The 23515-nt window shown below is 72.4% G+C and carries 21 protein-coding genes; 14 read left to right on the plus strand and 7 right to left on the minus strand.

Annotated elements, in window-relative coordinates; genetic code table 11:
- Nucleotides 1-10 precede the first annotated feature (10 nt).
- Nucleotides 11-1210: a cytochrome P450 gene (locus HS041_RS31325; protein WP_196444476.1), complete on the minus strand. Its 1200-nt coding sequence runs from the start codon at nucleotides 1208-1210 to the stop codon at nucleotides 11-13.
- 486 nt (nucleotides 1211-1696) lie between these two features.
- Here HS041_RS31325 and HS041_RS31330 point away from each other — a divergent pair, with 486 nt between their 5' ends.
- The 7 genes from HS041_RS31330 (at nucleotide 1697) to HS041_RS31360 (ending at nucleotide 9262) form a co-directional block, all read left to right on the plus strand.
- A complete protein-coding gene (locus tag HS041_RS31330) occupies nucleotides 1697-2539 on the plus strand; it encodes a fumarylacetoacetate hydrolase family protein (RefSeq protein ID WP_196444477.1) in 843 nt (280 codons plus the stop codon).
- Nucleotides 2536-3879: an L-fuconate dehydratase gene (locus HS041_RS31335; protein WP_196444478.1), complete on the plus strand. Its 1344-nt coding sequence runs from the start codon at nucleotides 2536-2538 to the stop codon at nucleotides 3877-3879. Before HS041_RS31330 ends, HS041_RS31335 begins: the two co-directional genes overlap by 4 nt.
- Nucleotides 3872-4618, plus strand: a complete 747-nt coding sequence (locus HS041_RS31340; protein WP_196444479.1) for an SDR family NAD(P)-dependent oxidoreductase — start codon at nucleotides 3872-3874, stop codon at nucleotides 4616-4618. The genes HS041_RS31335 and HS041_RS31340 overlap by 8 nt, the downstream gene beginning before the upstream one ends.
- Nucleotides 4619-4689: 71 nt before the next feature.
- A complete protein-coding gene (locus HS041_RS31345) occupies nucleotides 4690-5745 on the plus strand; it encodes a sugar ABC transporter substrate-binding protein (RefSeq protein WP_196444480.1) in 1056 nt (351 codons plus the stop codon).
- Nucleotides 5745-7265: a sugar ABC transporter ATP-binding protein gene (locus HS041_RS31350; protein ID WP_196444481.1), complete on the plus strand. Its 1521-nt coding sequence runs from the start codon at nucleotides 5745-5747 to the stop codon at nucleotides 7263-7265. The genes HS041_RS31345 and HS041_RS31350 overlap by 1 nt, the downstream gene beginning before the upstream one ends.
- Before the next feature lie 25 nt (nucleotides 7266-7290).
- Nucleotides 7291-8310 carry an ABC transporter permease gene (locus HS041_RS31355; protein ID WP_196444482.1) on the plus strand — a complete coding sequence of 340 codons (1020 nt, stop codon included), beginning with the start codon at nucleotides 7291-7293 and terminating at the stop codon, nucleotides 8308-8310.
- A gap of 4 nt (nucleotides 8311-8314) precedes the next feature.
- Nucleotides 8315-9262, plus strand: coding sequence for an aldo/keto reductase (locus tag HS041_RS31360; RefSeq protein ID WP_196444483.1), 948 nt, complete (start codon nucleotides 8315-8317; stop codon nucleotides 9260-9262).
- Nucleotides 9263-9413: 151 nt separating this feature from the next.
- Here HS041_RS31360 and HS041_RS40260 read toward each other — a convergent pair whose 3' ends face one another.
- From HS041_RS40260 to HS041_RS31380, 4 genes are all read right to left on the minus strand, one after another.
- Nucleotides 9414-10088, minus strand: coding sequence for a FadR/GntR family transcriptional regulator (locus HS041_RS40260; protein ID WP_196444484.1), 675 nt, complete (start codon nucleotides 10086-10088; stop codon nucleotides 9414-9416).
- 38 nt (nucleotides 10089-10126) lie between these two features.
- A complete protein-coding gene (locus HS041_RS31370) occupies nucleotides 10127-11149 on the minus strand; it encodes an MBL fold metallo-hydrolase (protein ID WP_196444485.1) in 1023 nt (340 codons plus the stop codon).
- Nucleotides 11150-11184: 35 nt separating this feature from the next.
- Nucleotides 11185-12342: a steroid 3-ketoacyl-CoA thiolase gene (locus HS041_RS31375; protein ID WP_196444486.1), complete on the minus strand. Its 1158-nt coding sequence runs from the start codon at nucleotides 12340-12342 to the stop codon at nucleotides 11185-11187.
- 131 nt (nucleotides 12343-12473) lie between these two features.
- A complete protein-coding gene (locus HS041_RS31380) occupies nucleotides 12474-13193 on the minus strand; it encodes a TetR family transcriptional regulator (protein WP_196444487.1) in 720 nt (239 codons plus the stop codon).
- Between the two features lie 189 nt (nucleotides 13194-13382).
- On the opposite strand from HS041_RS31380, the gene HS041_RS31385 reads away from it, so the two are divergent.
- From HS041_RS31385 to HS041_RS31410, 6 genes are all read left to right on the plus strand, one after another.
- Nucleotides 13383-15182, plus strand: coding sequence for an AMP-binding protein (locus tag HS041_RS31385; protein ID WP_307845537.1), 1800 nt, complete (start codon nucleotides 13383-13385; stop codon nucleotides 15180-15182).
- Nucleotides 15182-16294 (plus strand): acyl-CoA dehydrogenase family protein, encoded by a 1113-nt coding sequence (locus HS041_RS40265; protein WP_196444488.1) that lies wholly within the window; start codon nucleotides 15182-15184, stop codon nucleotides 16292-16294. Before HS041_RS31385 ends, HS041_RS40265 begins: the two co-directional genes overlap by 1 nt.
- Complete coding sequence (locus HS041_RS31395; RefSeq protein WP_196444489.1) at nucleotides 16294-17448, plus strand: acyl-CoA dehydrogenase family protein; 1155 nt, start codon at nucleotides 16294-16296, stop codon at nucleotides 17446-17448. Before HS041_RS40265 ends, HS041_RS31395 begins: the two co-directional genes overlap by 1 nt.
- Nucleotides 17445-18428: a bifunctional MaoC family dehydratase N-terminal/OB-fold nucleic acid binding domain-containing protein gene (locus HS041_RS31400; RefSeq protein WP_196444490.1), complete on the plus strand. Its 984-nt coding sequence runs from the start codon at nucleotides 17445-17447 to the stop codon at nucleotides 18426-18428. Before HS041_RS31395 ends, HS041_RS31400 begins: the two co-directional genes overlap by 4 nt.
- Nucleotides 18428-18835: a MaoC/PaaZ C-terminal domain-containing protein gene (locus HS041_RS31405; RefSeq protein ID WP_196444491.1), complete on the plus strand. Its 408-nt coding sequence runs from the start codon at nucleotides 18428-18430 to the stop codon at nucleotides 18833-18835. The genes HS041_RS31400 and HS041_RS31405 overlap by 1 nt, the downstream gene beginning before the upstream one ends.
- Before the next feature lie 100 nt (nucleotides 18836-18935).
- Complete coding sequence (locus tag HS041_RS31410; RefSeq protein ID WP_196444492.1) at nucleotides 18936-20108, plus strand: lipid-transfer protein; 1173 nt, start codon at nucleotides 18936-18938, stop codon at nucleotides 20106-20108.
- 56 nt (nucleotides 20109-20164) lie between these two features.
- Here HS041_RS31410 and HS041_RS31415 read toward each other — a convergent pair whose 3' ends face one another.
- A complete protein-coding gene (locus HS041_RS31415; protein WP_196444493.1) occupies nucleotides 20165-20548 on the minus strand; it encodes an anti-sigma factor antagonist in 384 nt (127 codons plus the stop codon).
- A 210-nt stretch (nucleotides 20549-20758) separates the two neighbouring features.
- A complete protein-coding gene (locus HS041_RS31420; RefSeq protein WP_196444494.1) occupies nucleotides 20759-22072 on the minus strand; it encodes an RNA polymerase sigma factor in 1314 nt (437 codons plus the stop codon).
- 278 nt (nucleotides 22073-22350) lie between these two features.
- Between HS041_RS31420 and HS041_RS31425 the strand changes: the two genes are divergently transcribed.
- Nucleotides 22351-23454 carry an ABC transporter ATP-binding protein gene (locus HS041_RS31425; RefSeq protein ID WP_196444495.1) on the plus strand — a complete coding sequence of 368 codons (1104 nt, stop codon included), beginning with the start codon at nucleotides 22351-22353 and terminating at the stop codon, nucleotides 23452-23454.
- Nucleotides 23455-23515 lie beyond the last annotated feature (61 nt).

Below are 23515 nucleotides of genomic sequence, written 5' to 3' on the forward strand. Positions count from 1 at the left end.
GAGCGCCCTCTCAGGCGAGCGTGACCGGCAGCTCCTTGATGCCGTTGATGAAGTTGGAGCGCAGGCGGCGGGCCGGTCCGGCCTGGGCAAGGCCCGGCAGGCGCTCGGCCAGCACCTCCAGGAGCACCCGCAGCTCCAGCTTGGCCAGGTGGTTGCCGAGGCAGAAGTGCGCCCCGCCGCCGCCGAAGCCGATGTGCGGGTTGGGGTCGCGGCCGATGTCGAAGACGCCGGGCGCGTCGAAGACGTCCTCGTCGCGGTTGGCCGAGCTGTAGAAGACCACGATCTTGTCGCCCTCGGCCACCTCCTGCCCGCCGATCACCGTGTCGGCGGTCGCCGTACGGCGGAACAGGTTGACCGGGGAGGCCCAGCGGACGATCTCGTCGGCCGCGGTGCGGGCCAGGGAGGGGTCGGCCACCAGCCGGGCCCACTGGCCGGGGTGCTCGAAGAGGGCGAGCATGCCGCCGGAGGCCGCGTTCCGGGTGGTCTCGTTGCCCGCGACGACCAGCAGCAGCACGAACAGGTCGAACTCGTTCTCGTCGAGGGCCTCGCCGTTCTCGGCGGGCTGCAGGAGCTTGGTGATGATGTCGTCCCGGGGTTCGGCGCGCCGCCGGGCCGCCAGCTCGTTGGCGTAGGCGTAGACCTCCGCCGCCGCGGCCTGGCCCTCTTCGGGGGTGGTGGCGTAATCGGGGTCCTCGGCGCCGACCAGCCGGTTGGACCAGTCGAAGAGCTTGCCCCGGTCCTCGACGGGCGCACCGAGCAGTTCACAGATCACGTAGAGCGGCAGCGGGGCGGCGATGTCCCGGACGAAGTCGGCCGACCCCCGGCCCTTGGCCTCGTCCACCAGGTCATGGCAGATGTCGCGGATGTGCTGTTCGAGCTGCCCGATGGTCCGCGGGGTGAAGCCCCGGTTGACCAGGGAACGCCGCCGGGTGTGCTCGGGCGGGTCCTGGTTGAGCATCATCATCCGCTGGAGCTCGCGGTCCTCCTCGGACACCTCGTTGAACAGCGCCAGCCTGCGGCTGGAGGAGAACAGGTCGGAGCGGCGGGAGACGTGGACCACGTCGGCGTGCCTGGTCACCGCCCAGAACGCGGGACCCTGCGCGTCGCCGGGGTGCCGGTAGACCGGGGCGTTGGCCCGCAGCCAGGCGAGCTGCTCGTACGGGGGGCCGTGCTGGGCGTAGAAGTCCTGGTCGACGAGATCGATGTCCATGGGCCCTCCTGCGTGACGCATGTGTGCCGGGAGGCGCGGACCATGCGGGCGCGGCTCATCGCCAGGCACTTGATCAAGCGCTTGGTCGGATACGCTTCTGAAACGTGTTCTATTACGGGTGCGGGGCGGCGTCAAGAGGCGCGGTCCGGCGGAGGGCGGCGGGCGGCGGGCCGCTCTCGCGCCCCGTGTGCGGCCGGGGTGATTGTGCGGAAACAGGTAGGTCATGAGATCCGAGGTCCGATCTCTCGTTCCGATCGATAAGGACCTGCCCCGGGTGTCCCGTCCCATTCCCGTCGACGCGTTTGTGCTGCTCACCTCCGGTGCCCTCGGGTGGGCGAGGCGAGGCGGGCGGCTCGTCGAACCCTCCGGCGGCTCTTCTCTGCGGTAACAGATCGGATGTATCGATCTGTGAGGTCTTGACATGTGACTTCGGCCTCAGCGAGCATCGCGGCACAAGACATCCGATGTATGAGCGAAGGGTGCGGTGTGAAGCTGCTGCGAGTGGGGCCTGTCGGCCTGGAGCGCCCGGCGGTGATGGACGCGGCCGGCGACCTCCGTGAGATCCCGGAGGAGATCGACGGAGCCTTCTTCGCCTCCGGGGGGGTGGTGCGCGTCCAAGAGGCGCTGGAACGGGGAGAACTCCCTCTCCTGGACGCCGGGGGGCTGCGGATCGGCCCGCCGGTGGCCCGGCCCGGAAAGGTCGTTTGCATCGGCCTCAACTACCGCGACCACGCGGAGGAGACCGGTGCGGCGCCCCCTGCCGAGCCGGTCGTCTTCATGAAGGCCCCCAACACGGTCATCGGACCTTACGACGAGGTTCTCATCCCGCGTGGCAGCGTCAAGACCGACTGGGAGGTCGAGCTGGCCGTCGTCATCGGGGAGACGGCCCGCTACGTGGAGACGCGGGAGGAGGCGCTCACCCGGATCGCGGGCTACGCGATCTCCAACGACGTCTCCGAGCGCGAGTTCCAGCTGGAGCGCGGCGGCCAGTGGGACAAGGGCAAGTCCTGCGAGACCTTCAACCCGCTCGGTCCCTGGCTGGTCACGGCGGACGAGATCCCCGACCCGCAGGACCTGGGCCTGCGGCTGCGGGTGGACGGCGAGCCGCGCCAGAACGGCTCGACCAAGAACATGATCTTCGATGTGGCGGAGATCGTCCGCTACCTCAGTCACTTCATGGTCCTGGAGCCCGGCGACGTCATCAACACCGGCACCCCGGCCGGCGTCGCGCTCGGCTTGCCCGGCACGCCGTACCTGCGCGCGGGCCAGGTCATGGAGCTGGAGATCGACGGGCTCGGCCACCAGCGCCAGACGGCGGGGCAGGCATGAGCCGGCGGATCACGGAGATGGAGAGCCACGACATCCGGTTCCCGACCTCGCTGCAGCTCGACGGCTCCGACGCGATGAACCCGGACCCGGACTACTCGGCCGCCTACCTGGTGCTCCGGACCGGCGACGGCTTCGAGGGCCACGGCTTCGCCTTCACCATCGGCCGGGGCAACGAGGTGCAGGCCGCCGCCATCAAGGCGCTGGAGCCGTACGTCCTCGGCAAGGACGTCGAGGATCTCGGCGCGCTCTGGAAGGACATGGTCCACGACTCCCAGCTGCGCTGGCTCGGGCCGGAGAAGGGTGTCATGCACATGGCGATCTCCGCCGTGGTCAACGCGCTGTGGGACCTGAAGGCCAAGCGCGAGGGCAAGCCGCTCTGGCTGCTGCTGGGCGAGATGTCCCCCGAGGAGATCGTCGCGCTGGTGGACTTCCGTTACCTCACCGACGCGCTCACCCCCGCCGAGGCCCTGGCCATCCTGCGCGCCGCCGAGCCCGGCCGGGCCGAGCGGATCGCGTACCTCAAGGAGCACGGCTACCCGGCCTACACCACCTCGCCCGGCTGGCTCGGCTACGACGACGAGAAGCTGCGACGGCTGTGCAAGGAGGCGATGGCCGAGGGCTTCACCCAGATCAAGCTGAAGGTCGGCGCCGACCTGGACGACGACCTGCGGCGGATGCGCATCGCGCGGGAGACCTGCGGCGGCGACTTCCCGATCGCGATCGACGCCAACCAGCGTTGGGACGTGGACTCGGCCATCGCCTGGGTGAACGCCCTGGCGGAGTTCCGGCCGCACTGGGTGGAGGAACCGACCAGCCCCGACGACGTGCTCGGCCACGCCGCCATCGCCCGGGGCATCGCGCCGATCCCGGTCGCCACCGGCGAGCACGTGCAGAACCGGACGGTCTTCAAGCAGCTCCTGCAGGCCGAGGCGGTCTCCTACCTCCAGCTCGACGCGGCCCGGGTCGCCGGGGTGAACGAGAACGTCGCGATCCTGCTGCTCGCGGCCAAGTTCGGCGTCCCGGTCTGCCCGCACGCGGGCGGCGTGGGCCTGTGCGAGCTGGTGCAGCACCTGTCGATGTTCGACTACGTCGCGGTCAGCGCGTCGATGGAGAACCGGGTGATCGAGTACGTCGACCACCTCCACGAGCACTTCGTCGACCCGGTGGTCATCAGGAACGGCGCCTACGCGGCCCCCAGCAGGCCCGGCTTCGGCGCGCAGATGCACGCGGCCTCGATCGCCGACCACACCTACCCCGACGGCCCGGTATGGAGGTCCCTGAATGGCCGAGCCGGTACGGAGATCACTGAAGGGATCACTGGCGGGATCGCCGATGGGTGAGTTCGACGGCCTGCGCGCCCTGGTCACCGGGGGCGGCTCCGGGATCGGCCTGGCCACCGCCACCCTGCTCGCCGAGCGCGGCGCGACGGTCGCCTGCCTGGATCTGAAACCGCCGGGAGATCCGTTCCTCGCGGTCACCGCCGACGTCACCGACGAGGGCCGGGTCCGTACGGCGGTCGCCGAGGCCGCCGAACGCCTGGGCGGCCTGGACGTCCTGGTCAACAACGCCGGGATCGGCGCCGCCGGGACGGTCGAGGACAACCCCGACGAGGAGTGGCGGCGGGTCCTGGACGTCAATGTGCTCGGCACGGTCCGGGTCACCCGGGCGGCCCTGCCGTACCTGCGCAGGTCGGATCATGCCGCGATCGTCAACACCTGCTCGATCGCGGCCACCGCGGGACTGCCGCAGCGGGCGCTCTACAGCGCCTCCAAGGGCGCGGTCCAGTCGCTCACGCTCGCGATGGCCGCCGACCACGTGCGCGAGGGCATCAGAGTCAACTGCGTCAACCCGGGCACCGCCGACACCCCGTGGGTGCAGCGGCTGCTCGACGCGGCGGCGGATCCGGTCGCCGAGCGCGCGGCGCTGGAAGGTCGCCAGCCGATGGGCCGCCTGGTGAGCGCGGAGGAGGTCGCCGCCGCGATCGCCTACCTCGCGAGCCCGCTGGCGGCCTCCACCACCGGGACGGTCCTGGCCGTCGACGGGGGCATGCAGGGCCTCCGCCTCCGGCCGGGTTCGTGACCGGCATCCCCGCCGGACACGACAGCGGCCCGGCGTAAACACCCCCCACCCGGTTCGAATCGAGGCAACGAATGAAACTCGGAACTGCGACCGCCGGGGCGGCGCTGCTCGCGACCGCCCTCACCATCAGCGCGTGCGGCTCGGCGGAAGGCCCGACGAGGGGCGGCGGGACCGCGGGCAAGCCCGCGGCCGGTGGCGGCAAGGTCGCGATCGACTTCCCGCGGGCCGACTCCGACTTCTGGAACTCCTACACCAAGTACGTCCCCGAGATGGCCAAGGAGCTCGGCGTCGACCTGATGCCCCCGACCAACTCGCAGAACGACGTCGCCAAGCTGGTCGCCAACACCCAGGCCCTCGTCGGCCAGGGCGCCGAGGTCGTCGTCATGGCCCCCCAGGACACCGGCGCGATCGCCTCCACGCTCGCGAGCCTGGAGACCAAGAACATCCCGGTCGTCTCCGTCGACACCCGACCCGACAAGGGCAAGGTGTTCATGGTCGTGCGGGCCGACAACAAGGCCTACGGCACCAAGGCGTGCGAGTTCCTCGGTGAGAAGCTGGGCGGCAAGGGCAAGGTCGTCCAGCTCATGGGGGCGCTGTCCTCGATCAACGGCCGCGACCGGGCCGAGGCCTTCGGCTCCTGCATGAAGGAGAGGTTCCCCGGGATCACGGTCTTCGAGGAGCCGACGGAGTGGGAGGGCACCAAGGCCGCCTCGATGCTCCAGACCCGCCTGGAGCAGCACCCGGACATCAAGGGCGTCTACATGCACGCCGGCGGCGTCCACCTGGCCCCGACCCTGCAGGTGCTCAAGGCCAAGGGCCTGATCCTGCCGCCGGAAGACCCCAAGCACGTCTTCGTGATCTCCAACGACGGCATCCCGCAGGAGTTCGAGGCCATCCGCAAGGGAGAGATCGACGCCACCGTCTCCCAGCCCGCCGACCTGTACGCGAAGTACGCGCTCTTCTACGCCAAGGCCGCCGCCGAGGGCAAGACCTTCCAGCCCGGTCCGACCGACCACGACAGCACGATCATCCAGCTTCCGAACGGGCTGGAGGACCAGCTCCCCGCACCGCTGGTGACCAGGGAGAACGTGGACGACCCCAAGCTCTGGGGTAACCAGGTCAAGTGATGAAATCTCATGACAAAGCCTCGGTGACCGGGGGCATCCCGGCCGTCGAGGCGCGGAACATCGTCAAGCGCTTCGGGCCGACGACCGCGCTGAACGGTGCCGAGATCTCCGTCACCGAGGGCGAGACGCACGCGCTGGTCGGCAGGAACGGCGCGGGCAAGTCCACGCTGGTCTCCATCCTCACCGGGCTCCAGCGGCCCGACGGGGGAGAGGTCCGCTTCGCCGGCGAGCCCGCCCCGCCGCTCGCCGACCGGGACGCCTGGCGGCGGCGGGTCGCCTGCGTCTACCAGAAATCGACGATCATCCCCACCCTGACGGTCGCGGAGAACCTCTTCCTGAACCGCCAGACCGGGCGGGGCCCGATCCGCTGGCGCGCCCTGCGCGCCCGCGCCAGGGACCTGCTGGAGCAGTACGGCGTCGCGGTCGACGCCGACGTCATGGCCGGCGACCTCGGCGTCGAGCAGCGCCAGCTTCTGGAGATCGCCCGCGCCCTGTCGTTCGGCGCCCGCCTCATCATCCTCGACGAGCCCACCGCCCAGCTCGACGGCCCGGCCATCCAGCGGCTCTTCGAGCGGATGCGGGCCCTGTGCGAGCAGGGCGTGACGATGATGTTCATCTCGCACCACCTGGAGGAGGTCTACGAGATCTGCCAGAGCGTCTCGGTCTTCCGCGACGCCCGGCACATCGTCACCGCCCCGGTCGCCGACCTGCCGCACCAGGAGCTCGTCGACGCGATGACCGGTGAGGCCACCGCCGCCTACGACTACCGGTCCCGTACGGTGCCCGCCTCGGCCGCCGTGGTGCTGGCGGCCCGCGGACTGACCCTCGACGGCCGCTACCGGGGCGTCGACCTCGACGTCCGGGCCGGGGAGATCGTCGGGCTGGCCGGGTCCGGCAGCAGCGGCAAGGTCGGCCTGGCCGAGACGCTGGTCGGCCTGCGCAGGGCCGACGCGGGCACGGTGACGATCGACGGCGCCGAGGTCCGGCCGGGTGACGTCCCGGCCACGCTGGCGGCCGGCCTCGGCTTCGTCCCCCAGGACCGTCACCGCGAGGGCTTCGTCCCGCTGCTGTCGATCGCCGAGAACGCCACGATGCCGATCGCGGGCAGACTCGGCCGCTTCGGCGTGGTCTCCCCTGCGCGGCGGCGCGAGCACGGCGCCCGGATGATCGCCGAGCTGGACATCAAGACCGCCGGTCCCGACCAGCCGGTGGGGGACCTGTCCGGCGGCAACGCCCAGAAGGTCGTCCTGGCGCGGGCGCTCGCGGATGACCCGAAGGCGCTCGTGGTGATCAACCCGACCGCCGGAGTGGACGTGAAGGCCAAGCACGCGCTCCTCGGCGCCGTGGAGGACGCGGCCGGCCGGGGGGCCGGCGCCGTACTGGTCTCCGACGAGCTCGACGACCTGCGGATCTGCGATCGGGTCCTGGTCATGTTCCACGGCGAGGTCGTCAGAGACGTGCCGCGCGGCTGGACCGACACCGAGCTGGTGTCGGCCATGGAAGGTATCGACAACCGATGACACGTCAACTGCCGGGAGGTGCCCGGTGAGCACGCAGACCTCGCCGAAACTCGTCACGACCGCCGCGGTCCCCGCCGGACGCGGGCCGCGCCTGGGGCGCTTCCGGGACCTCACCCTGGTCCCGGTGATCGTCGTCCTGCTGGTCGCGGGCTCGTTCGTGGACCCGATCTTCCTCACGCCGGGCAACCTGACCAACGTGCTCCAGCAGCAGTCGGCGCTGGCCCTGGTGGTCCTCGCCGAGGCGCTGATCCTCATCGCGGGCAAGTTCGACCTGTCACTGGAGTCCACCGTCGGCATGGCGCCCGCCGTGGGAGTGATGCTGGTGATCCCGGCGGCGGCCGGAGGGTTCGGCCTGGAGCTCCCCGGCATCCTGGCGATCCCGCTCTGCCTGCTCGTCGGCGGCCTGGTCGGGGCGTTCAACGGCTTCCTGATCATGAGATTCCAGCTCTCGGCCTTCATCGTCACGCTGGCCATGATGATCGTCGTCCACGGCCTCCAGCTCGGCCTCACCCAGGGAAAGAGCCTGTTCGAACTGCCCGAGTCGTTTCTCTACCTCGGCAGCGCGACGTGGCTCGGCGTCCCGGCGGCCATCTGGATCACCGGCGCGCTCTTCGCCGCCGGGATCACCGCGCTCGGCTACTTCCGGGCCGGCCGCTCGCTCTACGCCATCGGCGGCAACGCCGACGCCGCCCGCGCGGCCGGCATCCGGGTCGAGCGGGTCGTCTGGACCGTCTTCGTCATCGGCGGCGTGATCGCCGCGCTCGCGGGCGTGCTGGAGACCGGCCGCCTGGGCGGGATCAGCGCCAACCAGGGCGTCGGCTGGATCTTCATGGCCTTCGCCGCGGCCGTCATCGGCGGCGTCAGCATGGACGGCGGCAAGGGCACGATCCTCGGCGCGCTCACCGGCGTCCTGGTCATCGGCCTGGTGGAGAACATCCTGACCCTCAAGGGCGTGCCCGGCGAGTGGAAGCAGCTCGTCTACGGCTCGATCATCCTCGTCGCCCTGATGATCAGCCGCCTCGCGGGCGGCAAGGCCCAGGACTGACGCGATGGACCTGACCCTGAGCCGGTACGGCTTCGGCAGCGCCCCGATCGGCAACCTGTTCACCGCGGTGGACGACGACACGGCGCAAGCGGCGGTGGACGCCGCCTACGACGCCGGGATCCGCCTGTTCGACACCGCGCCCCACTACGGGCTCGGCCTGGCGGAGCGGCGGCTCGGCGCCGCCCTCGCCTCCCGCCCCCGCGACTCCTACACGCTTTCCACCAAGGTCGGCCGGCTGCTCGTGCCCTCCGCGCCGGGCGGCCGGGCCCCCGCAGGCCGGGACGGCGAGGGCTTCGACGTCCCGGCCGACCTGCACCGGGTGCGGGACTACTCCCGCGACGGGGTACGGCGGTCGCTGGAGGAGAGCCTGGACCGGCTCGGCCTCGACGCGGTCGACATCGTACTGATCCACGACCCGGACGAGCACTGGGAGCAGGCCGTCTCCGAGGCCTACCCCGCCCTGGCCGAGCTGCGCGACCAGGGGGTCGTCAAAGCGATCGGAGCCGGGATGAACCAGTGGGAGATGCTCACCCGGTTCGTCCGCGAGACCGACCTGGACGTGGTCATGCTCGCCGGCCGCCACACGCTGCTCGACCAGTCGGGCACGCGCGGGCTGCTCCCGCTCTGCCGGGAGCGCGGCGTCTCCGTGCTCGCGGCGGGAGTGTTCAACAGCGGCCTGCTGGCCACCGACGAGCCCTCCGGGACCTACGACTACGCCCCCGCCCCGGGCTCCCTGCTGGCCCGCGCCCGTTCGATCGCCGCCGTCTGCGAGCGCCACGGTGTCACCCTGCCCCAGGCCGCCCTGTCCTTCCCGCTGCGCCATCCGGCCGTCGTCTCCGTGGTCGCCGGCGCCCGATCCGCCGCCGAGGTCGCCCGCAACGCCGCCCTGACCGCCCGTCCCGTCCCCGAAGCCCTCTGGGACGACCTGGCCACCGAGGGCCTGATCTCCTGATCGGCTGCGGTCCCGAAGCGCCGAGACCCGAAGCACCGCCGTCGGCCGTACGAGCCCGGCGGCTTCCCGCCCGGGACAGGAAGGGCGTTCGTCACCTCCGGCGCCGCCCGGCTCGCCGTCCCGGTGCGGGGTCCGACGCCCCTGAGGTCCGTCAGGCGAGGGCGTTGCGGAGCCACTCCTCCACGCCGGCGATGTGGACGGTGGCCCAGGCGCGGGCGACCTCCGGCTGACGGGCGGCGATGGCCTCGCAGATCGCGGCGTGCTGCTCGCGGGTCTTCTCCAGGGCGTTCTCCTGGGTGAGGCCCCGCCAGACGCGGGCTCTGGTGGTCGGGCCGGAGAGGCTCTCGATGAGCGAGCAGAGCACCGCGTTGCCCGAGCCCTCCGCGATGCGCTGGTGGAACTCCAGGTCGTTGGCGACGAGCTGCTCGACGCTCGGGTCGGCGGGCAGGGAGCCGAGGATCCTGCGCAGCTCGTCGACGCCGGACTCGCTCATCCGCTCGGCGGCCATCGCGGTGGCGGCCGGCTCCAGGATCCGCCGGACCTGGAAGAACTGCAACACGGTGTCGTCCTGGTGGAAGTCGACGACGAACGAGAGGGCGTCCAGCAGGAGCCGGGGCTCCAGACTGGTCACGTAGGTCCCGTCACCCTGGCGCACGTCCAGCACGTTGATCAGCGCCAGGGCGCGCACGGCCTCCCGCAGGGAGTTGCGCGAGAGCCCGAGCCGCTCGGCGAGGTCGGCCTCTTTCGGCAGCCTGCTGCCCGGCGCCAGCTCGCCCGAGAGGATCATCTGCTTGATCTTGTCGATAGCGGCGTCGGTGACCGCCACGCTTCACCATCCCCGGGGGTCGCTCAAAGATCCGATGTCTAGGAGTGTAGGGCGAACGTGACCGGTTCCGCTCCCGGCGTGCGCCGGATCACCCCGCGCACCTCCAGCGCCCGCAGGTGCGCCGCGGCCTCCCCGGCGGCCATCCCCCGCAGCATCGCCGGCAGCTCCTCCCAGGGCCGGTTCCAGGTCATCCGCCCGGCGGTCTCCCAGATGGTGAGCGGTCCGCCGGCCCCCTCCAGCAGGACGGCCAGGGCCTGGAGCTTCTCCTCGTGGTGGGCGAGGATCTCCATCGCCCGCGCCCCCGCGTCCGGGAAGGCCCACTCGTGGGCGGGCAGCGCCTCCAGGCCGCCGAGCCCGGCGACCTTCCGCAGCGAGGCCAGGAAGTCGCCGAGCGGGTCGACGTCGGCGCGGTCGTAGGGGTAGACGCCGACGTGCGGGGTGATCCCGGGCAGCACGTGGTCGCCGGTGAACAGGCGGTCGGCGTCGGCGAGGTGGAGGCAGACGTGGCCGGGGGTGTGGCCGGGGGTCCAGACCACCCGGAGCCGGCGTCCAGGCAGGTCGACGAGGTCCCCGTCGCGGAGCGTCAGGTCGGGCACGGCGGGCGGCCGGGGCCGGTGCGCGGCCGCCTCCTCGACCTCGACCGCGTCCGCCCCCGCGCGTTTGAGCATGTCGGCCTGGAAGTCGCGGTGCGCGCCGTCCTCGAACTCGTGCATGAGCCGGACCAGGGCCGCGTCCGCCTCGTGCATGGCGATCCACGCACCGGACTCCTCCCGGACCTGCCCGGCGAGCCCGGCGTGGTCGGGGTGGAAGTGGGTGACCACCACGCCCCGGACCTCGCGCACGTCCACGCCCGCCGCGCCCATCCCGTCCCGGAGCGCCAGCCAGGCGTCGGGGTGGTTCCAGCCCGCGTCGACGAGGACGGGACCGGCGGGCGACTCGATCAGGTAGACGAGCGTGTAGCCGAGCGGGTTGCCCGGGATCGGCACGGGCACGCTCCACACCCCGCCGCCGAGGTCGGTCGGGCGCTGCTCGCTGTACGGCCTGCGGCGGGTCTTCACCATGTTCTCCTGTTCCGGCGGCGCCTCCTGAGACTCTCTCAGAGGCGTTCGAGGATGGTGGCGGTGGCCAGGGCCCCGCCCGCGCACATCGACACCAGCGCGGTCGAGGAGTCGGAGCGCTCCAGCTCGTGCAGGGCGCTGGTGACCAGCCGGGCGCCGGTGGCCCCGACCGGGTGGCCGATCGCGATGGCCCCGCCGTTGACGTTGACCCGGTCCATGTCCGGCTGGTGCACCGACGCCCAGGAGAGGACGACTGAGGCGAAGGCCTCGTTCACCTCGAAGCGGTCGATGTCATCCACGGTCATCCCGGTGGCGGACAGCACCCGGGCCGTGGCGTCCACCGGACCGTCCAGGTGGTAGTACGGCTCGGCGCCGACGAGCGCCTGGGCGAGGATCCTGGCCCGGGGACGCAGGCCGTAGCGGGCGGCGGCCTCCTCGCTCATCAGCAGCACCGCCGCCGCGCCGTCGGAGATCTGCGAGGAGGTGCCCGCGGTGTGCAGGCCGCCCTCGCCCATCACCGGCCGGAGCGCGGCCAGCGTCTCGACCGTGGTCTCGCGCAGCCCCTGGTCCCGATCGACCGTGCGGCTCTCGCCGGTCGGCTCGCCGTCCTCGCCGAGGACCGGTGCGCTCACCTGGACGATCTCCCGGTCGTAGCGGCCGTCGGCCCACGCCTTGGCGGCCAGCCGCTGTGATCGGGCGCCGAACCAGTCGAGCCGCTCGCGGGTCAGCCCGCGCCGCTGCGCGATCCGCTCGGCGGCGGTGAACTGGTCGGGCAGGTCGATGGACCAGTCGTCGGGCCGGGGCCGGGCCGGGAGCACGTTGCTGCCGAGCGGTGCGCGGCTCATCACCTCGACTCCGCAGGCGACGCCGACCTCGATGACGCCTGACTGGATGAGGGAGGCCACCAGGTGCACGGCCTGCTGGGAGGAGCCGCACTGCGCGTCGACCGTGGTCACGCCCGTCTGGTACGGCAGGCCGGCGTAGAGCCAGGCGTACCGCCCGACGTGGCCGCCCTGCTCGCCGGCCTGGGTGACGCACCCGGCGACGACCTGGCCCACGGCCGCCGGGTCGATCCCGGCCCTGTCGATCAGGCCCTTCAGCGCGGCGGCGAGCACCGCCTGCGGCTTCAGCCCGGCGAGCAGGCCGTTGCGCCTGCCGATCGGGGTTCGCACGGCCTCGACGATCACTGCACCCATCCGAGATCCCCTCGTCCGGCGGCGCGGAGCCTTCCGCCGGGGTGCACCGTGTGCGGGTGCGCCCGTCGCGGTCGCTCCCGCCGCTCCAGAACATCGCTCCAGTCGCCTTCCGAATGCGACTGTAACGCGTTCTAATTTCGGGCGGAAGGCGCGGCTGTGAAATCGGCGAGCAGGCGGGCCGCCGCGATCTCGACGCGGCGCTGGATCTGCTCGTGGGTGCGGCGCCCGCGCAGCATCTCCAGCAGTTCGTGGACCCAGACGCTGGCGAGCGAGCCCGCGAGGGCGAACTGCTCGTCGGTGGCGGTCTCGGCGGTGAGCCCCTCTCCGGCGACGCGGAGCAGCAGGTCCGTCATGCGGTCGCCGAAGGGCGTCTCCACCTCGGCCATGATCAGCGAGCGGATGAGCGCGTCGGCCAGCTCCGGCTCGCGCATCAGGCCCCGGGTCGCGCGCATGAGGACGTCGACCGCGCGGCCGGAGGGCGTGCCGGCGCTGGGGGGCCGGCGCTCGATGCTGCTCTCGAGGAGGTCGATCTCCTCGCCGACGACGGCGACGACCAGGTCCATCTTCGAGGGGAAGTAGCGGTAGAGCGTGCCCAGCGCGACGCCTGCCCGTTCGGCGACGGTGCGCATCTGCATGGCCTCGACACCGCCGCGCGAGGCGAGGGCGGCCGCTGCCTGGACGATGCGCTTGCGTCGCTGGTGCTGGCTTCTGGTGCGGACGCCGGTGGACGCCGGTTCGGTGTGCACGCCGGGGGCCCCCTTGGTCGTGGACGTGCCGGCTGTGCTCGGGGCGGACGTGCCGGCGGGGCGCGGGATGGCCGTCGCCTCGATGGTCGCATGCGGAGTACGCATGAGAACACGTTATCTGATTCTTGGATAATTCTACTGGTTACCCGCCAGTCACAAAGGTAGGCCGGTTTCCATGGCATATGTCCTATAAGGGCATGTTGTGGATCGTTGCCGTGGATTGATGCTGGACAAATATTAGAATCTGTTCTACTTTCCGAGCGACTGGCCTGAGCATCCTTGCCGGGAGGTGCTGTGTCGCTGGAAACGCCCGTGGAGACGCTGGCGGAACTGCTGGAACGGCGTGCCGGGGACGACCGGCCCGGCCTGCTCTTCGAGGACCGTGTGTGGAGCTGGCGGGAGTACATCGCGGAGTGCCGGGCCCGCGCGGCCTGGATGGACACCCGGAGCGCCACGGCGCGGGCCGGGGGCGGCACGGGGGAGGCCGCGGACGGGAGCGTCACCGGGGGTGCCACCGGCGAGACGGGTCACGGCGCCCCTGAGTCCGGCGCCCCTGAGTCCGGCGCCCCTGAGTCCGGGGCTCCTGAGTCCGGCGCCCTCCACGTCGGCGTGCTCTTCGACAACGTGCCCGAGCTGCTGTTCCTGCTGGGCGGCGCCGCCCTGTCCGGTCACGTGGTCGTCGCGCTCAACCCCACCCGCGGCGCCGCCGAGCTCGCCAGGGACGCCGACGCCACCGACGTGGACGTCATCCTCCACGACGCCGCCTACGCCGGCCTCGCCGCCCAGGTCGCCGCCCTCCGGAGCGCCGCCGCCGGACCTCCCGGCTCCGGCCGCGTCCCGCGACCCGGACCGGGACAGGAAGGCGACGGCGGCCGGCGGGACCGCGCCGCACGGACCGGGCCCGGAGACCTCGTGATGCTGATCTTCACCTCCGGCACCTCCGGGCGGCCCCGGGCGGTGCGGGTCACCCAGCGGAAGGTCGCGGTTCCCGGGACGAACCTGGCGGCGCTGCTCTCACCGGTGGACGTCGTCTACTGCGCGATGCCGCTGTTCCACTCGGGGGCGGTCATGGCGGCCTACGCACCCGCCGTGGCCTCGGGGGCCGCCCTGGTGCTCCGGCGCAGGTTCTCCGCCTCGGGCCTGATGGACGACGTCAGGCGGTACGGCGTGACCTACCTGCACTACGTCGGCAAGGCCCTCTCCTACGTCCTGGCCACCCCCGAGACGCCCGCCGACCGGGACAACACCCTGAAGATCGCCTTCGGGAACGAGGGGAGCGCCACCGCGACCAGGCGGTTCGGCGAACGGTTCGGCTGCCACGTCATCGACGCCTTCGGGTCCACCGAGACGGCGATCGCGATCACCCCGGACCCGGCCGGTCCGCCCGGCTGCCTGGGCAGGCTCCCCGACGGAGTGGAGATCCGCGACCCCGCCACCGGGGAGCGGCGCCCGCCGGGGATCATCGAGGACGGCCGCCTGGTCAACGGGGACGAGTCGATCGGGGAACTGGTCAACACCCGGGGTCTGGGCCTGTTCGACGGCTACTACAACGATCCCGAGGCCGACCGCGAGCGGATCCGCGACGGGGCGTTCTGGTCGGGTGACATGGCCTACGCCGACGCGGACGGCTACGTGTTCTTCGCCGGGCGGGGCACCGAGCGGCTCCGCGTCGACGGGGAGAACCTCGCGGTGGCCCCCATCGAGGCGGCCGTGCGCGAGTTCCCCGGCGTGGTCGAGGCCGCCGTCTACCCCGTCCCCGACGCGGCGGCCGGGGACCAGGTGATGACGGCCCTGGTCACGTCGGACGGATGGGACGCGGAGCGGGCCGGGGCGTTCGCGGCCTTCCTCGAACAGCGGACGGACCTGAGCCGCAAGGCGATCCCCCGCTACGTCCGCCTCAGCACCGAGCTCCCCCAGACCCCCTCGCACAAGGTCGTCAAGCGTCTCCTCGTCGCCGAGGCGTGGCGGACCGGGGACCCCGTCTGGTGGTGCCCGCCCCGCGAGCGGCGGTGGCGCCGGCTGACCCCGGATGACGCCGGCCAGATCGAGCACGAATTCGTCCAGCACGGCCGAGAGCACCTACTGGAGCGCTAGTGGATTTCAATCTTGACGAGACCCAGGACGACCTGCGCAAGCTCGCCGCCGACCTGCTCGGCCGGGAGGCCGCCACGCCCCGGATCGAGGCCCACGAGAAGAGCGGCGCGCCGTACGACGCGGGCCTGTGGAGCTCCCTCGCCCGGGCGGGCCTGCTCGGCGTCTGCCTCCCGGAGGAGGCGGGCGGGGCGGGACTCGGCCCGGTGGAGCTGGCCGTGATCCTGCGGGAGGTCGGCGCGCACGTCGCCCCCGTCCCCGTCCTGCAGAGCCTGGTCACGGCGATGACCGTCGCGCGGTACGGCTCCAGCGAGCAGCGCGAGGCCCTGGCCCCGCTGGCCGAGGGCGAGCTCGTGCTGGCCTCGGCCCCGCGCGGGCCCGGCCGCGACCTCGGCGCCGCCCCCACCGTCACCGCCCGCGAGGAGGGCGGTGACGGAGGGGGCGGGGGCTGGACCCTGCACGGCCGTACCGGGACGGTGCCCTACGGTGCGGAGGCGGCGAAGGTCCTGGTGCCCGCTGTGACGGAGGCCGGGACCGGGAACGGGATCGGCCTGTTCCTGGTCGAGCCGGCAGCGGCCACCGCGGCGTCCGTGCCGCTGTCCACCGGCGAGCCGGGCGTCGTGCTCACCCTGGACGGCGTCTCCGGCGAGCCGGTCGGCGCGGCGGACGGCGAGGCGTTCGCCGGGCTCCGCAGGCTGGTCACGGCCGGGACCGTCGCCACCGTCTCCGGCGTGCTGGCCGGGGCGCTGGCGCTGACCACCGGATACCTCAAGACCCGCAGGCAGTTCGACCGGGCGCTGGCCGAGTTCCAGGCCGTCACCGTGCAGGTCGCCGACGTCTACATCGCCGGGCGGGCGCTGGACGTGGCGGTCTGGTCGGGCGCCTGGAGGCTGGCCGAGGGGCTGGTCGAGGAGGCGGAGGCCGACCTGGCCGTCGGCGCGTTCACCGCCACCGAGACGGTCCTGTCCGCCCTCTACACCTGCCAGCACCTGCACGGCGGGATCGGGGTGGACGTGAGCTACCCGCTGCACCGCTACTTCGCCTGGGCCAAGCACCACGCCCACCTGCTGGGCGGTGTGGAGGCCCAGCTCGACACGATCGGAGCGCTCGTCTGATGCTGATCGACCTGACTCCCGAGCAGAAACGGCTCCGCGACGAGCTGCGGGAGTACTTCCAGGGCTGCCTGACCGCCGAGGAGCGCAGGAAGATCGCGCTCGACCCGTTCGGCGACGCCTACATGGAGCACTGCCGGGCCCTCGGCCGCGACGGCAAGCTCGGGCTCGGCTGGCCCGAGGAGTACGGCGGCGGCGGGTACGGCCCGCTGGAGCAGCAGATCTTCGCCAACGAGATCGCCAGGGCCGAGGTGCCCTACCCGATCATCACCGTGCAGACCGTCGGCCCGACCCTCATGCAGTACGGCACCGCGGCGCAGAAGGAGTTCTTCCTCCCGCGCATCCTGGCGGGGGAGTGCCACTTCGCGATCGGCTACTCCGAGCCCGAGGCCGGCACCGATCTGGCGTCCCTGCGCACCACCGCGGTCCTGGACGGCGACCACTACGTCGTCAACGGCCAGAAGATCTTCACCTCGGGCGCGCACTACGCCCAGTACATCTGGCTGGCCGCCCGCACCGACCCGGCCGCGAAGAAACACCGCGGCATCACGATGATGATCGCCGACTGCGCCGACCCCGGCTTCTCCTGGACGCCGATCGTCACCATGGACGGCCGGCACCACACCAACGCCACCTACTACTCCGACGTGCGCGTCCCGGTCGACATGGTCGTGGGCGAGGTGAACAAGGGCTGGGACCTGATCGTCAACCAGCTCAACCACGAGCGGGTCACGCTCGGCCCGGCGGGCAACATCGGTCACACCTACGACCGGTTCCTGCGCTGGGCCCGCAACACCGGCCTGATCGAGGAGCCCGCGGTGCGCAGGGCACTGGGCCGGGTGTACGCCTGCTTCCGCACCAACGAGCTGCTCAACTGGCAGGTCGCGGCCAACATGGACCTCGGCTGGCTGGGCGCGCCCGACGCCTCCGCCACCAAGGTCTACGGCTCCGAGCGCATGCAGGAGGTCGGCCGGATCGTCGGTGACGTCCTGGCCCGCTTCGGCGACCCGGCCGACCCCGAGACGGCGGAGTTCGCCGACCGGCTCGACCACGGGGTCAAGGGCGCGCTGGTGCTGACCTTCGGCGGCGGCGTCAACGAGGTGCAGCGCGAACTGATCGCGATGCTCGGCCTGAGCCTGCCGAGGCCGCCCCGATGACGGTGACCACGGACCCCTCCCTGCACGACCGGCTCATGGCGCTGGCCGAGCGGCAGACCGCGGTAGGGGAGGTCTTCGGGACCGCGGCGGCCGACCCGGTCAACGTCCCGATGATCCGGCACTGGACCGCGGCCATGGGCGACGCCAACCCCGTCTACACCGATCCCGCGGCGGCCGCGGAGAGCACGCACGGCGGGATCGTGGCCCCCCCGGCGATGATCCAGGTCTGGACCATGCCGGGCGTGAAGCGCAAGGAAGGACAGGCGGCGACCCCGGTCGACGACGTGCTGGCCATGCTCGACGGCAACGGCTACACCGGCGTGGTCGCGACCAACTGCGAGCAGACCTACCACCGCTACGTACGGCCCGGCGAGCGGCTCGTCCCGGCGACCCGATTCAGCGCTCTGACGGGCCCGAAGCAGACCGCGCTGGGCGAGGGCTACTTCGCGACCTGGAACGTCACCTGGTACTCCGGCGAGGAGCCGGTGGCCGAGATGCTCTTCCGGGTGCTGAAGTTCCGCCCCCGCACGGGGAAGGCCCCGGACGGAGGGGGCGGCGGGGGCCCGGCCGCGGGGCGCGAGCCGTACCCGCTGCGGCCGGCGGTCAACCGGGACACCGCCTTCTTCTGGGAGGGCGCCGCACAGGGCGAGCTCAGGATCCAGCGGTGCGCCGCCTGCGGGGAGCTCCGCCACCCGCCGGGCCCGGTCTGCCCGTCGTGCCGCTCGGCCGACCGCGGGTACGTCGTGGCGAGCGGAGAGGGCGAGGTCTACAGCTACGTCGTGCACCACAACCCGCCGGTCCCGGGACTCCGGACGCCTTTCGCGGTCGCTGTGGTCCAGTTGCCGGAAGGGGTGCGGATCGTGGGCACCGTGGTGGACTGCCCGCCTTCGGAAGTGGGTATCGGTATGCCGTTGCGTGTGACGTATCGCCAGATGGACGACGATCTCATCCTGCCCGTGTGGGCACCCCGGGAGTCGTGATGCGAACGCTGACCGAAGACCAGATCGAGATCGGAGCCGTCCTCCCCGAGCTCTCGATCGGGCTGACCCCCACCGTGGTCGTCTCGACCGCGCTGGCGACGATGGACTTCACCCCTGTCCACCACGACGTCGAGGGCGCCCGGGCGCAGGGGTCGAAGGACATCTTCCTCAACATCCTGACGACGATGGGCCTCGTGGAGCGCTACGTCACCGACTGGGCCGGTCCCGAGGCGCTGATCCGGGGGATCAACGTCAAGCTCGGCGTCCCCGCCTACGCGGGCGACACGCTGACCTTCACCGGCAGCGTCACCGGGCACGCGGACGGCGAGTTCACGGTGGAGGTCCGCGGCAAGGTCAGCCTCGGCGACCACGCCTCGGGCACCGTCCGCTTCGCCCTGCCGGGCTGACCCCCACCGGCCGGTCCACGCGGCGGTCCCGCGCGGCCGGAGCCCGGACCCGGCCGCCCACCCGCCCGTCGTCCCGCACTTCACGCGAGAGGTTCCGCACGTGTCTTCTCTTTCCGGCCGTACGGCCGTCGCCGGCATCGGTGCGACCGAGTTCTCCAAACAGTCCGGCCGGTCCGAGCTGCAGCTCGCCGCCGAGGCGGTCTTCGCCGCGCTGGACGACGCGGGACTGAGCCCGTCCGACGTGGACGGCATGGTCACCTACACCCAGGACGTCAACCAGGAGATCGCCGTCGCCCGCGAGGTGGGCATCGGCGAGCTGTCGTTCTTCTCCCGTGTGCACTACGGCGGCGGCGCGGCCTGCGGCACGGTGCTGCACGCCGCCATGGCGGTGGCCACCGGGGTCGCCGAGGCCGTGGTCTGCTACCGCGCCTTCAACGAGCGGTCCGGCCGCAGGTTCGGGCAGCCCGACGCCCGGCTCGGCGGCGAGCCGTCGTCCCAAGGGCTGGAGATGAGCTGGCACGTGCCGTACGGCCTCATGACCCCGGCCGCCTGGGTCGCCATGTTCGCCCGCCGGTACATGCACGCCTACGGCGCGACCTCGGAGGACTTCGGCCGGGTCGCCGTGGCCATGCGGCGGCACGCCGCCACCAACCCGGCCGCCTGGTTCCACCGGCGGCCGATCACTCTGGAGGAGCACCAGGCGTCGAAGTGGATCGTGGAGCCGCTGCACCTGCTCGACTGCTGCCAGGAGAGCGACGGCGCGGTCGCCTTGGTGGTCACCTCGGCCGAGCGGGCCCGTGACCTGCGCCGCTCGCCCGCGGTGATCCGGGCCGCGGCCCAGGGCTCCGGTGCCGGCCAGATGATGATGACCAGCTACTACCGCGACGACATGACCGGCCTGCCGGAGATGGGCGTCGTCGGCCGCCGCCTCTGGGAGCAGGCCGGTCTCGGCCCGTCGGACGTGCAGACCGCCATCCTCTACGACCACTTCACCCCGTTCGTCCTCACCCAGCTGGAGGAGCTCGGTTTCTGCGGGCGCGGTGAGGCGCGCGACTACGTCGCCGGCGGAGGGATCGAGATCGGCGGGCGCCTCCCGGTCAACCCGCACGGCGGGCAGCTCGGCGAGGCCTACATCCACGGCATGAACGGCATCGCCGAGGCCGTCCGCCAGGTCCGGGGAACCTCCGCCAACCAGGTCGCGGACGTGCGCAACGTCCTCGTCACCGCCGGGACCGGCGTTCCGACCAGCGGCCTGATCCTGTCGGCCGACTGAGCCGCCGGGACGCAGCCGGGCGCGGCGGGCGCCGTCTCCCGGCGCCGGCCGGTGGCTCAGCGGACGACGCCTTCGAGCTCCGCCACGGCGGTCTCGATCGTGGGATGCGCCTGGAGCGTCCTGCCCAGTCCCGTCACCCGCAGGAGCCGGGCGAAGCGCTCGCGGACCCCGCTGAGGAGCAGGCGGCCTCCGGCGCGCTCCACCTCGTGGACCGTCTTGACCATCAGGTTCAGCCCGGAGGAGTCGCAGAACTCGAGGTGCTGGACGTCGATCACGAGCCGGGGCGGGGAGATGAGCCTGGTCGCCTCCGAGATCTGGAGGCTCAACCGGGGAGCGGTCGACATGTCGAGCTCGCCGGAGAGACGGACGATGACGACGTCTCCGCGCAGCCCCACGCTCGCTGAGAAGATGCCGAGCTCGCCGGAATCGATCGGTCCCATCTTCTTCCGCCCCTGCCGCGCGCCCGTGAAGGCGCCGCCCTGACCCCGCTCCGCGGCCGCCTGGTAGCCCTGAGCCCTTCACGCTCATGATTGCACAGCACGGGGAAACACGGGGAGGTCACAGGAGACCGTTATACGCGTGCGGACCCGATGCCGGCGTCCCCGCACCGGCCGCCCGCGGGAGGAGCCCCGCCCCCCGGCGGGAGGACGTCAGGGGGTGACGATGGTCGGGACGGCGAAGAAGACGATCATCGCGATCGCGAGACAGATGAGGAAGCCGGCCAGCTCCCACGCCCAGTCGTAGTGGTGCTCGCCGCGCTTGATCGGTTTGACCGGCCTGTGCCGGTGTCGCACCCCGCCGCCCACCGGGTCACCGCTCTCCTCGCGGGCGATGACCTCCACGATCTCCCGCGAGACCTCGGGCTCCCGCGAGATCCCGGATGCGGCCTCGCCGGGAGCCTCGCGCGGCGCGGAGGCGACCAGCTTGTCGGTGTAGGCCAGCGCGGCCCGGGTCTCCGGGGCGAGCGGGCGGAACAGCTCGCCCGGGACGGGGTAGTCCAGGCGGGGCGGGTTGCTCTCCAGGATGTCCGCCGGGATGGGGGCGGACAACGGCATCGCCACGCGGGGCTGGGGCCTTCGGGGGCGCCGCGGCCGGGGGCGGGGGGACTGGAGGGCCGCGTCGTCGAGAGCGGTCAGGACCGAGTCGCGCAGCTTGGGCATCGGCTCGGTGGTGGCCTCGTGGGCGGAGACGGTGTCTTGGTCCGGAGGGGAGAAGACATCCGTGCCGACCGGCCCGGTCGGCGCGTCCGGCTCGGCGAGCGGCTGCGGCCACGTGGCGGTGGTCGGCCAGAGCGGTCGCAGGGAGCGGGCGAGGGACCCGGCCGCGGACGAGGCGGGAGACGCTGAGGGGGAGACGCTCCGGGAGGCGGGAGCCGTACCCGGGGCGGAGGGGCCGAGGACGGCGCCGCGCAGGGCGGCGGGCGGGGTGGCCCAGGGGGCGCGGGCGAGCACGTCGCGGATCGGGGCGACGGCGAGGGCGCCGAACACGTCCTGCAGGTGGAGCGGGACCCGTGCCGAGGCCAGGGCCAGGGTCAGCGACTGGGCGAAACGCCGGCAGGCGCTCACGGTCAGCTCGTCGGCGGTGTCGGCGGCCACGTCGAGCACCCAGGACATCTCGACGGTGTCCATCTCGCAGACGCCGGACAGGAACAGCACCTCACGCTGGTGCGGGCGCAGGTCGCGCAGGACCCGCTCGACGAACGCGGCCACCGGGTCGGCGCCGGAGGAGGGCGGGGAGTAGACGACGTCGCGCCGCAGCAGCTCGCGGCGGGCCAGCGCGTACAGCGCCGCGCGCGGGGGCTCGGTGGAGGAGACGGCGTTGAGCACGGCCGCCAGGGTGGCGCCGGCCGTACCGGGGTCGCCGAGCTGGTCGTGACAGTAGGCGAACAGACCGGCGGCGTGGCGGTCGTAGAGCTCGGCGATCAACTCGCTGCGTGATCGCTGACCGAGGAGCGGTTGGGTCACGGCGGGACCGGTTCCTGTCGGATTCGGGCGGATCTGGGGGCGTGGCGGGGTGTGATGCGTGTGGCGCGTGCGACGGGGGAGGGGCCGAGTCCACGATATGGGCAATGATGCCAAGTCAGGGAGGCCCAGCGCACTATTGGATGCCTATTTGATGTCGAACAGGTTTGAGCGGGGGCGATGGGACAGATCGGGACCAGCCGCCGTAGTCTGGTCCGCGAGGGATCATGGGGCGGTTGTGGCAGGGGGGCCGCGCCCCTGCCGGAGACCAGGGGTTGCGCATGATCACATTTGACGACGTCACCAAGCGGTATCCCGACGGGACCGTCGCCGTGGACGGCCTCAGCCTCCAGGCGCCCAGCGGGGAGATCACCGTCTTCGTGGGCCCGTCGGGCTGCGGCAAGACCACGTCGCTCCGCATGATCAACAGGATGATCGACGCCACCGGCGGGCGGATCCTGCTCGACGGGGTGGACGTGCGGACCATCGACCCGCCGACCCTGCGGCGCGGCATCGGCTACGTCATCCAGCAGGCCGGGCTCTTCCCGCACCGGAAGATCGTCGACAACGTGGCGACGGTGCCGTACCTGCTCGGCTGGGACCGGAGGAAGGCCAGGGCCCGCGCCATGGAGCTGCTGGAGCGGGTCGGGCTCGACCCCAAGCTCGCCGGCCGCTATCCCTTCCAGCTCTCCGGCGGCCAGCAGCAGCGCGTCGGCGTGGCCCGCGCGCTCGCCGCGGATCCGCCGGTGCTGCTGATGGACGAGCCGTTCAGCGCGGTGGACCCGATCGTGCGGGCGAGCCTCCAGGACGAGCTGCTCCGCCTGCAGGCCGAGCTCAACAAGACCATCGTGTTCGTCACCCACGACATCGACGAGGCGATCAAGCTCGGCGACCGGGTGGCCGTGCTCCGTGTCGGCGGGCGCCTGGCGCAGCTGGCCGCCCCGGCGGAGCTGCTGGCCGATCCCGCCGACGACTTCGTCCGCGAGTTCCTCGGCCGCGACCGGGGCATCCGGCGGCTGTCGTTCATCCCTGGCGACGGCCTGCGCCTGCGCACCGACCTGACCGTGCCGGCCTCCGCCGAAGCCGCCTCGGCGCGCGGTACGGCGGAGCCCTGGCTGGTCGTGGTGGACGCCGACGGCCGCCCGCTGGGCTGGGTCGCCCGCGAGGACCTGCCGGACTCCGGGACGCTGGCCGGCGTGCCGGCGGCGCCGTACGGGGCGTTCGTCAGGGGGCGCGACTCACTGCGCTCCGCGCTGGACGCGGCGCTGCTCTCCCCGTCGGGGAACGCGGTCGCGGTGGACGGCTCCGGCCGGGTCGAGGGCGTGGTGACCCGCCAGGAGCTGGACGCGGCACTGGCCCGGGCCGCGGAGGGCGCTCGTGGCTGAGGGCACGCCGGTCCGGCGGAGGGCGTGCGCGGGTGAGGGGCGGCCGATCCCGGGCATGGAG

This window comes from Planomonospora sp. ID67723 (genome assembly GCF_015711605.1).
GTDB lineage: Bacteria > Actinomycetota > Actinomycetes > Streptosporangiales > Streptosporangiaceae > Planomonospora_A.